General features: G+C 45.2%; 10 protein-coding genes. All 10 read right to left on the reverse strand.

What is annotated here, in order from left to right:
* Nucleotides 1-148 precede the first annotated feature (148 nt).
* Nucleotides 149-2,029: an LTA synthase family protein gene (locus ACRRQV_RS07355; RefSeq protein WP_432529219.1), complete on the reverse strand. Its 1,881-nt coding sequence runs from the start codon at nucleotides 2,027-2,029 to the stop codon at nucleotides 149-151.
* A gap of 101 nt (nucleotides 2,030-2,130) precedes the next feature.
* Entirely contained in the window at nucleotides 2,131-4,503 is a 2,373-nt protein-coding gene (locus tag ACRRQV_RS07360) for a SpoIID/LytB domain-containing protein (RefSeq protein WP_432529221.1), read from the reverse strand.
* Between the two features lie 472 nt (nucleotides 4,504-4,975).
* Complete coding sequence (locus ACRRQV_RS07365) at nucleotides 4,976-6,076, reverse strand: glycosyltransferase (protein ID WP_432529223.1); 1,101 nt, start codon at nucleotides 6,074-6,076, stop codon at nucleotides 4,976-4,978.
* Nucleotides 6,073-6,798: a WecB/TagA/CpsF family glycosyltransferase gene (locus ACRRQV_RS07370; protein WP_432529226.1), complete on the reverse strand. Its 726-nt coding sequence runs from the start codon at nucleotides 6,796-6,798 to the stop codon at nucleotides 6,073-6,075. Before ACRRQV_RS07370 ends, ACRRQV_RS07365 begins: the two co-directional genes overlap by 4 nt.
* Nucleotides 6,799-6,831: 33 nt before the next feature.
* On the reverse strand, nucleotides 6,832-8,136 hold the full coding sequence (locus ACRRQV_RS07375; protein WP_432529228.1) for a nucleotide sugar dehydrogenase: 1,305 nt from the start codon (nucleotides 8,134-8,136) through the stop codon (nucleotides 6,832-6,834).
* Nucleotides 8,137-8,375: 239 nt separating this feature from the next.
* Nucleotides 8,376-8,840 (reverse strand): VanZ family protein, encoded by a 465-nt coding sequence (locus ACRRQV_RS07380; protein ID WP_432529230.1) that lies wholly within the window; start codon nucleotides 8,838-8,840, stop codon nucleotides 8,376-8,378.
* Between the two features lie 113 nt (nucleotides 8,841-8,953).
* Complete coding sequence (locus ACRRQV_RS07385; RefSeq protein WP_432529232.1) at nucleotides 8,954-10,045, reverse strand: amidohydrolase; 1,092 nt, start codon at nucleotides 10,043-10,045, stop codon at nucleotides 8,954-8,956.
* Nucleotides 10,035-11,171: a mandelate racemase/muconate lactonizing enzyme family protein gene (locus ACRRQV_RS07390; protein WP_432529234.1), complete on the reverse strand. Its 1,137-nt coding sequence runs from the start codon at nucleotides 11,169-11,171 to the stop codon at nucleotides 10,035-10,037. Before ACRRQV_RS07390 ends, ACRRQV_RS07385 begins: the two co-directional genes overlap by 11 nt.
* Nucleotides 11,172-11,719: 548 nt before the next feature.
* Complete coding sequence (locus tag ACRRQV_RS07395) at nucleotides 11,720-12,676, reverse strand: nuclease-related domain-containing protein (RefSeq protein ID WP_432529236.1); 957 nt, start codon at nucleotides 12,674-12,676, stop codon at nucleotides 11,720-11,722.
* Nucleotides 12,677-13,475: 799 nt separating this feature from the next.
* The gene (locus ACRRQV_RS07400) at nucleotides 13,476-15,089 is read right to left on the reverse strand and encodes a M20/M25/M40 family metallo-hydrolase (protein WP_432529238.1); all 1,614 of its coding nucleotides are present in this window, start codon (nucleotides 15,087-15,089) and stop codon (nucleotides 13,476-13,478) included.
* Nucleotides 15,090-15,104 lie beyond the last annotated feature (15 nt).

Consider the following 15,104-nt stretch of genomic DNA (forward strand, 5'->3'; position numbering starts at 1 on the left):
TAAAAGAGGATTTACCCATATTTCCTATAATTTTTTAGTAAATACAAGTCAATTAACGGGCCTATAGCTCTACTTATTAACTATTGACTTCTCAGGACTTTACCACTTCCTTTTGAAAAAACAGGAAAAAAAATCCCGGATCTAAGTTTTACTTAGATCCGGGTACTACGTCATCTTCTTCTTCATTCAAGTATTGTTTTAAAAGCATATCCGAATAATTTACAATTTCTTGTATACTTTTGCTCTTTTCGTCTACGCTATCTGGAATAGCCTCTATACGCTTCATAGTTTCAAAATTGTAATACCGTTTCGGGAATCGGGCATTTTCTCCGAGCAGGATTTCTTCGCCCGTCATCAACGAGCCGCCCGATAAATAATAGCGCATCGTCAGCAAATTATTCTCGTATTGCAGCATATTATGGCCGATCATTGGCGTTTCCGGTTTGATTCCAAAAAGATTTAAGATGGTTGGCATCATGTCGATTTGTCCGCCAAAATGAGAAACAATTTCTCCGTCAAACAGGCCCGGTCCTGCAACGATAAATGGCAATGTAAACCGGTCCTTTATCGTATAAGTGCGGCCCAAAAGCTCCGCCATCAATTGATTGTCTTTTGTTGTCATCGGCGTACCATGAAGCCCCGAATGGTCTCCGTTTACGACAATCACCGATTGTTCATACAAGCCTTCTTGCTTTAAAAATGCGATAAACTGGCCAATTGCTTCATCCGCATACCGAAGCGACTGTAAATAATTGCCGGTATACGTGTCTTCAAACTGTTTCGGCAGCTTCAGCAGCTGCTCATCTTTTGGAATGGCGAACGGCGTGTGGCTCGTTAAGGTAATCAAGTTTGCGTAAATGTTCTTGCCTTCGCCATGCTGTTTTTTGATTTCTTCTTCAGCAAATTTAAACATGCCTTTATCAGACGTCCCTAATCCCAGAACGTCTTCTTGCGGAATGTCCACTTTACTGTAAGCTTTTTGAAAGCCAAGAGACGGATACAATTCTTTCCGGTTCCAGTAGTCCAGCTTGTCAGCATGATAAGTGGTCGTGTAATACTCCCGGTCATTTAGCAAATGAACAAGCGACGGGATTTTTTCGCCATTCAGGAAATTGACAGTCGGCTCCATTCCTTTCGGATAAAGCGATGTGTGCAGCAGCCATTCGGCATCAGACGTATTGCCCGCTCCGATTTGCTGGAACATCTGATTGAAATAAAGGCTGTCATTTAACAATTCATTGAGGTGCGGTGTGATTTCCTGGCCATCGATGGTTTGGTTGATCGCAAACCCTTGAAGCGATTCCACTTGAATTGTAAATAAATGGCGGCCTTCGGCAACGCCAAATTGGTCATGCTGTTCATATGGCACAAATTTATTGCCTTTTAACTCTTCAAGCTGCGGATCTGTCAGCGTAATAACTTGAGCTGACCCTTTTCCAATGCCCCGGTGGTAGGCTTGTGCCAGCTGAGTTTGCCCAAAACCTTGCTCTTTGGCAAACAGCGCCACATCCAGCATCGGCTTTTGAAGCGCCAATATCGTGGTAACTGCAACAAACAGCAACAGAACACCTGCAGCAGCTCCCAGCTTTTTCCGGCTCGACGCTTTTACGGCCACTTTGCGCACGGTGATCATCACCGCGATATAGACGAAAATATCCAAGAAGAAAAGCGCATCCCATGGAGAATATAACAAGTTGACTGTTTCCATGACCGATCCAGCCTGTCCGCTTTGCTTTAAATCAAAGTATGACGGAATCGTCATAAAATAGCGGTCGTACCAAAGGATGGCCACAAGCAATGCCGAAACAATCAGGTTGTAGACCAGCGCAACGAGAAAGTTGATTTTCCGAGATATTGCAAACACCAGCGCTGGTATGAGCATCCACATCGGAAATTCAACGAATACTAACCGGATCACCGAAAGGTCCCCGTAGATCTGATGCCGGAAGACGGCTAATTTTATAAGCAATAATAGTGAAACAACACTTAAACTAACGGCAATGGGTTGAGAACGAGAAAGTTTTGTCATAATAAACTCCTTTTTTTCACACTGCTTTTATCATAACATTTTGATCGGATAGTGAAAAGACCGGCTGCGCATTGGAAATCTGCGCAGCCGGTCTTTTGGTTTTAGTTGATAAAGCTTGTCGTTTGTTGAATCGCGGCGCCTTGGAAATAGAAGTCAAGAATTTCTTTTGCTGAATGGCCCGCTTTGGCTCTGTATAATGCGCCGTATTGGCTCATGCCGATTCCGTGGCCAAACCCTGCACCATCCATGACGAAACGGTCAGATTGGTTAAGAATATCAAAATCGGTACTCATTAAATTGGTGCCCCCGACAGTTGTGCGGAAAGTGGTCATTGTTGATCCCGTGGATCCTTTAAATTCAATCGTGCTTTTGTTTTCCTTTAACGCCCCTGCAATAAATTTGTTGATGCCAGTTTTCAAATCATCGGTAATGACAAGTGAACCGCCAAGGAAATAGGCTTGGTGTTTTGTCGCCAATGCTTCAAAGAAATCAACTGGCAAGTTTTTCACTTCCGGATGGACCATCAAAATTGGTGATCCTGTTTTAGCAGCCAATACCGAACCAGCCAAAGCATCGATGAACTGGTAGCCGTTTCCGATCACAATGTTGGCACCTGTTAATGGCAACTCTTTGTTAATGGCGATGCTAGTATCAACACGAGTTGTCCCGCTAATTCGTTTGGTATTCAAACCCGCTAGACCTAATTCATTTTCTACCGTTTCTGAAATCACTGCCGTTCCTCCGATTAAGATCGCGGAAGACGTGCCGTTTTCAGCTAAGAACGTTTTTGTTTGAGCAGCTGTTTTTTGTCCTTTTTGAATGATGATCGGGATTTGTTTTGATGCTGCATACGAGGATGCAGACAACGCATCCGAAGAATTATCATCGCCTGTTGCAAAAATCACTTTGCTGAAGCTTCCCACTTCTTTCGCTATCGCTAGCGATGTCCCAGTCCGATCTTTGCCGGAAATCCGAATTGTGTTGAATCCTTTTGATTGGATTTCCTCTTCCACTTCCGCGGAAATGGCAACCTTCCCTCCAAGAAGATAGACGGTCGCACCTTTGTTTGTTTGTTCTTCCATAAAGGATTGAACACTTGCCGGAATGCTGTTTTGCTTGACCATTAAAATCGGTGCTTTGTGTTTATGGGCAAGTACTGTTCCTGCCAGCGCATCTGCCGGAACATCGCCACGGCCGATGACAAGTGTGTTGGCTTTCCCCGTTCCTACGTATTCTTTTGCAATTTCAACGGCAGTATCATAGCGAGTTGCGCCAGATAAAGTTTGCGAAGCTGCTCCTGGCACCATATCAAATTTGCCGTTGGTGTTTTTCACGTAATAAGAAAGATCGATTTTTGTCTCGGCAACTTTTCCGGTATTGCTGTAATTTTTCGTTTGGATATTGTCGATTGAAGCAATTTTAATGGAGTCAATCGCCGGGTCTTTCTTTTTCAACTCTTTTAGCACATAGTTTTTGTATGATTCGAACGCGGTGCGGCTTTTCAAATCGACTGCGCTTGCTAAGTTTGCTTCACTGGCCGTCGTCCACCATCCAGCCGGTTTTGCTAAATCGACCGTTGCCGGCAGCTGCTGCTTCATCCAGTTCAGTTTCCACGTAACGCTTGTTTTATCAAATGCATCTTCTTTTGATTCTGTTAAATACGGCAATTTCCCCGTCCAATATTGCTCCGGAAGTTCAGTCTGGCCACCGTTGCTGGAAGAGAAATACGCAGTGACAAACCCCTTTGTCGTAGCCGTTTTTTGATAGGTCAAGATTTGTCCTTTTGTTTCATCGACCGCTTGATTTGAGTATTGGTAGTTGGCATTATAGCTCGGAGATAATTTATCCCAAATAAACCCTGAATACACTTGATAGGTTGTCGTGTCATCGATTTCCAACGAAGTTTGGTTCATTTTTGAAAACACGTATGAACGCGCCGCTATAGCTTGCGCTTTTAAAGCTTCCATTCCTTTAGAAGTTGGGCTTCCCCAACTTGCGGACATTTCCGCTGGCACGACGCCTTTTAAGTAATCTTCAAAGTACAAGCTGTTGACCGCTTGGATTTTTAGCCCTGAAGCGCGGAACACAATTGTCCCGATATGCGGATAAGAAACCGTCTTAGATTCTGTATTCGCCAAGATTACATGATTGGCTTTGGAATAAACTTTCGGTTCAATCGTTACTTTTGCCAGAGCGGAAGCAATTACTTTGCTGCCATCTTTTATCGTGAAAAGCCCTAATGTTTGTTGAACCGTGTATTTTTTATCTTTAGTCAATACAACATTCTTATTTTCTTTCAATACCGATTCGCCTTTTGGCGTAAAGTAGAAGGTGCTTGATAACCCTAATTTGTTCATCAATTTTACGTTCACTGTAAAATCATCCGAAGCAGCCTCTGTTGGCACTGTTGGTACTACTGTAAATAAAAGTCCAAAAAGCATGATCATCGTCATAATTTTTGTTAATTTTTTCAAAATGTTTCCCCCGTTATTTGCTATTTTTTACAAATCATTAATTGTTCTTACCTAGTATATTCGGTTTAGTTCTTTTTGCAAACAAAAAATGACTAAAAAGATATTTATTTATTACTCCGGATACAAACGCACTGCATGAAACTTTTTCTATCGGTTCCGGTATTGCATTAATAGCTCTCATTCCAATAAAGTTTCAGACGTTACGTAAAATAGACCATGACGCTAAGACGAAGTCCCTAAAATGATTCTTTTTTTCACGAGCTGCGTTTTACCCCTTTTCTGGAATAACTAAACATATTATTAGGCTTTTTCGATTTTAACATTAAAAATATAATATAAACATTACAGTTTTATTACAAGAACGCAAAAAAACCTCCAAAAAACATCTTGGAGGCCTTAAAAAGATTGATATTTAGGTGTTTTGTCCCGAAAAAGCAATCGGACAGTCACAAACAAAAAAGGGTAAATTTCCCTAGTCTTTATTTATAAGTTTTAGGTAAGAGCTATATAAATGTTGCTGCAGTTTCACATTCGAGAAGTTTTCTTTTGCAAATTCCCGAAGCGAACGTCCCATCCCGTCGGTATCAGCCGCAGCAGCTTCTTCTGCTGCCCGGATCAAAGCGGGTTTGTTGCCGGGCGCGATGATCCAGCCAGTTTCCCCTGGCTTCACCAATGCGCTGACGCCGCCAACATCTGTTGCAATCACCGGTGTTGCCATATCCGCGGATTCCAATAACACTAACGGAAAACTCTCACTGTATGAAGTCAGCAAAGACACATCTGCAGCAAAGAGCAATTCATTGATGTCTTTGCGCGGCCCTAGAAACTGTACTCGGTTTTCGAGCCCCAGTTTTTCGGAATGTTCTTCTAATGCATTCCGCAACGCCCCGTCTCCGACAATCCACAGTTTGCGGTTCGGGACGGAGAGCTCGTTAAACGCATCCAACAAATAATTGTGCCCTTTTACCGGGTGAAGGCGCGCGACAATCACGTAGACAAAATCGGTAAGCTCCGTGTTTAACGATTTCCTAATTTCGCTTCGGTTATAGCTTGGCACTGCTTCATGAAATTCAATGCCGTTGAAAACCGGCGTGATTTTATCCGCAGGAATATTTATTTTCATCAGCATGTTCTTAAATTCTTCCGATACCGCAAACAAGTGGCCGGCATTTCGGAGCGCCCGCTTGTTCAAATGGGTAAAGATCTGGTTGACCACTTTCGGCTGATGCAGGAAATCCAGCGAAGGATCACTGTGGACCGTTACCGCCCAAGGAACCGTTAATTTCTTTTGGATGGAATTGATCAAAAAGTTGGCGCGTGCCCCGTGCGAATGGACGAGCGAAAAGCCATTCTGCTGAATAAACGCCAGAATTTTTTGGGGTGTAGAACGGTCAAAACGGCTTTTCTGGGAAATAACCGTCACGTTGATTCCGTGGCTTCTGGCTTCTTCCGCAAACGGCCCTTCCGTCAATAAAAGAAGCTCCGCATCAAACGGAGCTCCTTGGCATAGTTGGATCAAATGTTTTTTGGAGCCGCCGGTTTCGCCGCCGCTGATAACGTGGAGCACTTTCATAGCGGTTTCACCTTCTTCTCACGCATGACTTTGAAAATAAACTGAGGCAATGCCATTTGCCGTTTGATTCGAGATGGCTGGGACAAGAGGCGGTATAGCCATTCGGTCCCTGTTTTTTGAAACACTTCCGGAGCCCGTTTCACTTGTCCGCTGTAGACGTCAAAGCTGCCGCCTACCCCTTGGAAAATATTCACCTTTAATTTGCCCATATTTTCACGGATGAACAATTCCTGTTTCGGACTGCCAAGCGCAACAAATAAAATATGCGGCTGTGCCGCATTGATTGAGTGGATGATTTGCTGCCGGTCTTGGACATAGCCGTCCAAAAGGCCAGAAATCTCGAGATTTGGGTATTTTTTTTGGATAGCAGCCGCTGCCAAGTGCAGAGTTTCTTGTTTAGCACCATACATAAAAATCCGATACCGTTGTTGATTGGCAAGGCGCAATAGCCCGTCCATCATCCCAATGCCCGTCACTCTGCCTCTTACCATGCCCCTGCAAATCCGAGAAGCGATTGAAATGCCGATGCCGTCAGGGATTTGATACGTTGATTCATTCAGAAGCGCCTTCAGTTGCTCGTCCTGGGAAGCCATCATCACTTTCTCCGGATTGATGGCCACAATACGTGATTTTCTTCCATGAACAATATCATCATTGATTAATCGAAGAAGCTCCTCTTCTGATTGCTCGCTGACGTTCACACCTAATATCTGCTCTTTCATTATTCATCATCTCCCCACACGCAAAAAACCGTTTTAATTGCTTGTAAACTCGTTTTTCAATATTTTTTTAGGGTTGCGTTTCCCGTCGCCAAGACGGAATACTTGGAAGCCAGCTGCTTCATAGCCCACGCGGTCAATCGCATTTTTTGTATCAAATACGATGCGGTGGCGCATAGCACGGCCCACAAGTTTTGGATCTAGTTTTTTGAACATGTTGTGGTCTGTCAAGACGACTACTACGTCCGCGTCTTTTAGCGCTTCTTCCATGGATTGCGTTTGGAAAGGCACTTTGTTTTCTTTGACGTGCGGATCAAATGCACTGTACGTTAACGATTTTGCCCGCAGTCCGGCCAAAACATCCATTGATGGACTTTCGCGGATATCATCGATATTGCCTTTGAACGCCAGACCGAAAACGGCGATTTTCGCATTCGGAATATCGTGGACCATTTCTTCGATTTTATCAGCCGTAAAACTCGGCATGCTGTCGTTAGTAAAACGGGACATTTGAATAATCCGCGACAATTCCGTTTCTTTTTCCACTAAGAACCAAGGATCGACGGCGATGCAATGCCCGCCTACACCAGGGCCCGGCGTATGGATATTCACGCGTGGATGCTGGTTCGCCAGCGAAATCGCTTCCCACGCATCCACTCCAAGGCTTTCACTGATTTTGGCAATTTCGTTGGCAAATGCAATGTTGACGTCACGGTAAGTGTTTTCCATCACTTTCACCATTTCCGCTGTCGTTACATCCGTCAAATAAAATTCGCCTTTTACGAAGCTTTCGTAAAACGAAACCGTTCTTTCAGCAGATTCTTCTGTCAATCCGCCGATAATTCGGTTGTTTTTAACGAGCTCTTCAAATACCTTTCCAGGGATAACACGTTCTGGAGAATGCGAAATCAGCAGTTCCGTGCCTAATTCCAGATCGGTTTCTTCCAGGATTGGCATCATGACGTCCAGTACAGTACGCGGCGGCACAGTCGATTCCAATACAACCAAGTCGCCTTTTTTTACGAAAGGAACAATGGATTTTGTCGCTGCTTTGATATAATCCATGTTTGCTGTTTTGTCTTCAGCAATTGGAGAAGGAACCGCAATGATAAACATGTCTGCAGTTTCAGGTTTGTTGGAAACTGTAAATGTCCCTTTTTCAAGAGCGCTATTTAAATATTCTTGAAGAAACGGTTCTTCAATATGAATCTGTCCAGAAGACAGCAATTTAATTGTTTTTGCATCAACATCCACACCGTGGACCATGTATTCGTGATTGGCAAACATGACAGCCGTCGGCAATCCAATATAGCCTAATCCTACTACACATACTTTTTTCATAAACTCGCCTCAATTGTTTTAGATTTTCTTTTTGCAAACTTTAATAAGTATACATAATTTCTTGATATTTTTATAGTGAATCGCTTCTATTTATGTGATTTCTCTTAGTTTAACATAGACCATATTAAGGAATTGTTTAGTTTTCCACCCTAATTTTACAAGGCTTTAACAATAAAAAGAAGATTCCTTCTGCTTATTTTCCAGTTGTTGTGAAAAAATAACAAGTTATGTCTGCTGAATCATCTTTTACTTTTTAAAAACAAAAATTTTGTAAAAAGCAGCCAGGCGTTCAACCCCACAAAAGCCCCGAATGAATCGAGCATGACGTCCTGCACAGTCGGCGTCCGCCCGCCGGTCAGCGATTGGTGAAATTCATCAAGTACGGCCAGAACGACCGTAATTGAAAAAGCTAGCCAAAAACGCGGTTTCGGCAATAAAATCAAGACGGCGACAGCCAATGCCGCAAACATTAAGAAATGCGCCCCTTTTCGAATTAAAAATTCAACGAACGCAAAATAGCCTCTTTCTTCGATCGAAATAACGGTTCCGTAATACGGAATATGCAAATAGCTCAACAAGCCTTCGAATGGCTTGAACGCCAAATATTTTTCCAAAGTCGGGATAAGGGTTTGTTCTTCGTATGTCTGTCCCGAAGAAACGAATAAAACACTAAGCAATATAAGAACGACGATTAATTTTTTCATAAGGAAATTGTAACACGAAAAAGCTGGGATTGTTATGGCAAAATCATAGTTCGAATTGTTAGGATATGTAAAAACCCTTTATCTATTCCAAAAGAAATAGACAAAGGGCGGCATCACGTTGCTTTTAAAGTTTCGGCTAAGACACGGGCACCGATATCCAGCGCGCCGTGGTTAAAGTTCATATCGGGGTGGTGCAAACCGGGAGCCAAATCGGCACCAATGCCAAGCATCGCCGCTTTTAGTTCAGGGTTTTTGATCGTGTAAAAATGAAAATCATCTGCACCGGTCGTTTCGACTGCCGGCGCTGTATTGGCATCGCCAATAACCGAACGGATGGCAGCGTCCGCAATCATCAACGCTTCTTCGGCCACTTCGGCAGCCGGGGTGAAATCGCTCCAGTTATAAGTGATTTCGACACCGTAAAGCGACGCGATAGCGTTGATGCCGTCTTCGATCCGCGTTCTCAGTTCGCTCATGAGCTCGTTTTTCTGCGACCGCACATCAATCGCGAACGATGCGCTTCCCGGGATGATGTTCAAGCTTTCGCCGCCCGCTTGGATATTCGTCAGTTTTGCGGAATAGGATTCAAACGGTGAAAAGTAAATGGATTTTAGGAATTGGTGAATGGCTGCAATGACGTCGATGGCGTTTTTGCCTTGCTGCGGACGCGCACCGTGTGCATCAACTCCTATGATTTTCCCGTTGAAGAAGGCTGCCGAACCATGGTAAATCGCCGGCGCCACTTTGCCAAACGGCAATTCTTCAATCGGACGCAAATGGACGCCGTATAAATGGGTAACTCCTTCGACTGCTCCCCGGTCAATCATCGACAACGCGCCGTTGCCTTTTTCTTCTGCCGGCTGGAAAATAAACCGGATACGCTTCGTCAAAGTTTCGTTTTTCAAGTAAAGAAGCGCACCGAGCACCATCGCCATGTTGGCGTCGTGCCCGCATGAGTGGTTCGCACGCAGCTCACCGCCCACTTCCTGCCAAAGTGCATCGATGTCGGCACGTACGGCTACAACTTCCGGCCCTTCGCCGATTTCTGCAATCAATCCCGTTACATCAGAGAAGGTTTGATGCTTGATATTCAGCTCTTCCATGATGCTCGCCAGTTTTTTGGTCGTTTCGACTTCGTTCCAGCTGGTTTCAGGATGGGCGTGGAAATGATTAAAATATTCCTGAATCTGTTGTTTAACGTCCATGATTTGTTTCGCTCCCGTCAATCGCTGCAAATTTTTTGGTGAGTTTTTTCAGCTGCTGCTCGTCCACTCTGACACCAAGCCCTAGTTTGTCGGTCAAATGGACAAACGGCGGTGCGAAGTGCAAGTCGCCGATTTCTTCTTTGAACAGAAGCGGTCCGGTAAGTTCCGCGGATTCGATGTTGCGCCGCGACATGACGGCGTGGTAGCCAGCTGCTGAGCCGACGGACGACTCCACCATCGAACCGATCTGCGCGATGATGCCTGCCGCTTCTGCCGCTTTCGCCATCCCAACCGCGGGATAGATTCCGCCCGCTTTCATGAGTTTGATGTTAATAAAATCAGCGGCTTCGAACCGGATGATGTCGAGGACATCTTCCATCGAGTGGACGCTTTCATCCGCCATGATCGGCGTTGCGGTTTTTCTTCGGACTTCTGCAAGTCCTTGAATATTGCCCATGCGGATCGGCTGTTCGATCCAAGCCAAGTTTGCATCAGTCAGGCGGTTGATTGTTTGAATCGCATGCCCCACCGTTTTCCAGCCTTGGTTGACGTCGACCCGGATCGGCATATCCGGGCCCACTGCGTGGCGCACTGCATAAATGCGCGCGATATCCTGCGTGGAATCCGTCGTTCCCACTTTCAGCTTGAGGCTGCTGAAACCTTGTGCGACAGCTTCCACTGCTTTTTCAGCCATCGTTTCCGGCGTTTCGATGCTTAATACTTTCGCGTATTCGATTTTGTCATGCGCGCGTCCGCCGATCAAATTGTACACGGGCTGGTTCGCCGCTTTGCCCATCAAATCAAAGCACGCAATGTCGATGGCCGCTTTGGCAGCGGGATTGCCGACGATGACTGCGTTCATTTTGTGATGGATGTGTTCGATATCGAACGGACTTTCGTTGAGGATTGCTGGAATTAAAACGTTTCGCAGCACTTCAAAAGTTGCCGTTTCGTGTTCGCCTGTCACATGGGCATCCGGCACCGCTTCTCCGTAGCCGATGTGTCCGGTATCGGTTTCGAGTTTGATGATGACGGCTGGCATGGTGGGATAGGTGGCGTACGAGATAATGAACGGTTCTTTTAATGGAAATTCGACAGAGTGAATGGAGGCTTTTCTGATTTTCATGAGTTGGCCACTTCCCTTTTCGGTGTGTGTATTGTTTTATTGTATCGTGGATGCGGGGTTGAGTGAAGGGGGATTGGGGATAGCTTGGTTAGGTTGAGTTGGTGGGTTGGCGGGTTGGGCGGCTTGGGTGGCTGGCTGGAAATATTTGCTTCATGAAGTTTCGACGATTTAACATGCAGTTTTAACGATTTAACATGTAGTTTTGAATATTTAACATGCGCTTCTCCCCTTTTAACAGGCAGTTTCCGCATTTCTACATGCACTTCTTAAATTTGCATCACCCCCAGATCAAAACCCAAATGCCAAAAGGAAGCTTTTCGCTAAAGCGAAAAGCCTTTTACTACTTGAGAATTGCACCTGGATATATTTGCTTCATGAAGTTTCGACGATTTAACATGTAGTTTTAACGATTTAACATGTAGGTTTGAATATTTAACATGCACTTCTCCCCTTTTAACAGGCAGTTTTCGCATTTCTACATGCACTCCTCATATTTCATCTCCCACAAAACAAAAATAGGCTTTTCGCCATGGCGAAAAGCCTTCCTCTCATTCGGTTTTATTTAAATACTTTAGTGTGTATTGGCGGTTTCGTCTGCCTCCGATTTCGGCAAGCCCCATTCGTTTGAGTATGCGTTTTGCGGTGTCGAGATCAGCGATACCGATGAATTTTTGGCATTCTTTTGTGGTGATGGTAGGTTTGCAGATCATGAACCATTCTTCAATGGCGTCAAAATGGGCGTCGCTGCTCAGCAAGTAGCAGCTTTTACATTCCCATTTCCGCACAAAGCGGTCCATTTTTCTCAGCCGGCAGCGCGGGCAATAGACCCCGTTTTCGATTTCATCCAGCAGAATGCTGAATTTCGGCGCGAGCGGAAACGGATTGTATGGTTGTTGAACCGAAAGAAAATACTCGCCTACCGTTTTCATTTGTTCCGTGGTGATTCTTTTTTTCGGCATTTCCAATTGATTTAGCCGAATCAACACCTCATCGGCGCTCCATATTTTGGTGCCCGGCGGGACGTTTTCAACAATTTGAGAGGGATAAGCAATGATGATAACGCTTTGGATGCGCAGTGGAAAGTCGAGGTGCTCAAGCAGCTTGGTGATTTTCATTTCGGCGGTTTCCATCTGGACGACGGGACTTTTCAATCCTTTGAGTTCTCCCGTCGGCGCGAGCTGGTGCAGTGCGCTCGGATTTTCGCTAAAACGCAGCCTCCCGGCAATGTTTTTCACTTCCATCAAAACGAGTGTCCCGGGCGTGATGAGCAACAAATCGATTTGGCATTCGTTTGGCAATTCGACATCTTGCAGCAATAAGTACGGATACGGCGGATCAAAAGCTTTCATTAGCCGGTCTACGCGTTCTTCTCCTCCCAGCCCTGCCCGCGCATTGTTTAAGTGGTCTTGAATTGCTCTTCTTTTTTCATGATGAGCTGGCAGCCTTTTTAACAGCGCTTCATAGCCCGCGATTTTTGCCGGCTTATTTCGATGTTTGATAATCACTTTCCCACCCCTTTTCCCCATTCTATCAGCTCCCTTTAATAAATTCCATAAATTTACAAATTCTATTTTTGGATGCTCTATAAGGGGCAAAAATGAGATTTGATGCAGTTTTCTCACTTTGAGTGGATGAGATTGAATCAAATCTTATAAATGGAAAAAACGCCGAATTGCGACAATTGGATACTGAGTTACGACATAATTGAGGTGAATTACGACGTATGGAAAACGAGTTACGACATACCTAGCACAAATTACGACAAACAGGCAATGAGTTACGCCTTCTCTGCTTTTTCGCATTTCGCGAAAGCGAAATGCATCCAATTGTTTTTTAGATTTCCTCTTCACTTCCTGCTCCATTGCAAAACCCTTGAATGGATACTTTTCGCCAAGGCGAAAAGCGTTAAACCATGGAAAGAGTGTATTGGAAAAAGTTGCTTCATGAAGTTTTACGGATTTAACATGTATTGTTGACGATTTAACATGAAGTTCTCACAAGTTAACAGGCAGTTTTACGTTTTTTACATGAAGTCTTCGCAATTTAACATGAACTCCCATAAAAAGCTTCACTCTTTGATCAAACCCCTTGAATGGATGCTTTTCGCCTTGGCGAAAAGCGTTAAACCATAGGGAGCGTGTATTGGAAAAATTTGCTTCTTGAAGTTTCAATGATTTAACATGCAGTATTGCCGATTCAACATGCAGTTCGGCTAATTTAATAGGCACTCTTAGCAATTTAACAGGCAGTTTCATCAATTTAACAGACAGTCTTCCCCCTCACCCCCAAATAAAAAAAGCCGCATCAAATGCGGCTTTTCACTCCTATGGAAAGAATCATGTCTTCTAGCAATACAGGCATTTCTTCGAATGTGTTTTTGATGTGCAGGCGCTCGGTGCGTTTGTGCGGATCTTTGCCGAATGGGCCGACGTTTAGGACGGGCGCGTTGAGCTGTTTCATCGCTTCGAACGGGATGCTGTAGGTGTCGCCGTAGATTGGCGTGTTGTTTTCGTACACCGTGAAGCTTTCGTTTTCATCGTTGTAGTTGACGTAGCTGAGATCGGAAATACCGTTGAAAAAGTGGACTTGTTCAATTTCAAGGCCGAATTTATTCATAGCGTTTTCGGTTACGTTTTTGACGCAGGCTTGGACAAGCTCGTCTTCAGACGAGTTGACGGCCGGGTAATACGGCGGCGCGAACATCGTGACGACGGCCGGCGTGAGTTCCTGGCAGTTGACGAGCAAGTCGTTGGCGATATGCAGCGATTTGTCGCGGACGTCCCATTCCGGATGCATCATCGTTTCGTACAGCGATTCGTTGACGTAGTCGATGCCGAATTTTTCGATGGCGTAGTTCATGAGCTCCTCAAAACGCAGCACGCGGATGTCGCCGATCGGTTCGACGTTTTGGCGTTCGCACATCGCCCGGTAATCGCGCGAGCATTCGGCTGCCGCATCCATTGCGGCTTTTTCGAAAATGTCAAACACTTCTTCGGCATTGCGCTTGAACAAAAAGACGTTATACATCGCAGACGTCCGGTAAGGGGTCTGCGTGGAATAATGCAGTTTCATGTCCCGCTGCGTCAACGTGACGGGCAGCGGCGTCGTTTCGCCGTAGACGGTTTCCTGGAAATCTTCGTTCCATTCCATGCGGCGCGTCAAATAGCTCGAAATATAGCTCGACGTAATGCCTTTCAACGGTTCGCCGACGTGCGCTTCTTTGCCGTAGATCAAGGCAGACGGCATGATTTTGCCAATGGTGCCGGTGTAAAGGTAATGCGATTTATCTCCCGGCTCCTGGGCAAATACTGGTTCGCCGTTTAGGAATAAAATATATTCAAGGCCGTGCTCCCGCTCCAAATCGAGCAATTTGGATACGCCGTAGCGCATGCCAGCTGAGTTTACTTCTTCGTCAGGCACGGTCATGAGAAGCAAATTGATTTCCCATTTTTCCGCTGCCGCTTTTTCGATGAGCGCCATGTGGAGCGCAAGCCCCGCTTTCATGTCCATCGTGCCGCGGCCGAATAAATACTCGCCGGATTCCAGATCCGCTTGCGCGTCCGGGTCCAGCTCATCTTTTACTGCTTTGAACGCTTCCGTCAGTTCGACCGGTGAACATGCGAGCGGCTCCAAGTCGCCGTATTCTTCGGTTTGGACCGTATCAAAATGGCTGATGAGCACCACTGTTTCGACCGCTTCGGGATGCTTGTAGAGTGCGGTCACATACTGGCGGCCCCAGTTGACTTCGCCGAGCGCTAAATAGTCCGGATTTTCTTGGAAGTATGGCAATAAATTCAGTTTCTCTTTTAAGCGTTCAGCAAAATCGACTTCTCCGTCTGATAAGGTCATGCTTTTCCAGCTAACAAGTTCACATAGCAATTCTTGCAGTTTGTCTGGTGTCCCCCATAATGTCGCCACTTGTAAGCCCTCCTT

Source organism: Planococcus sp. YIM B11945 (genome assembly GCF_050864155.1).
Classification (GTDB): domain Bacteria; phylum Bacillota; class Bacilli; order Bacillales_A; family Planococcaceae; genus Planococcus.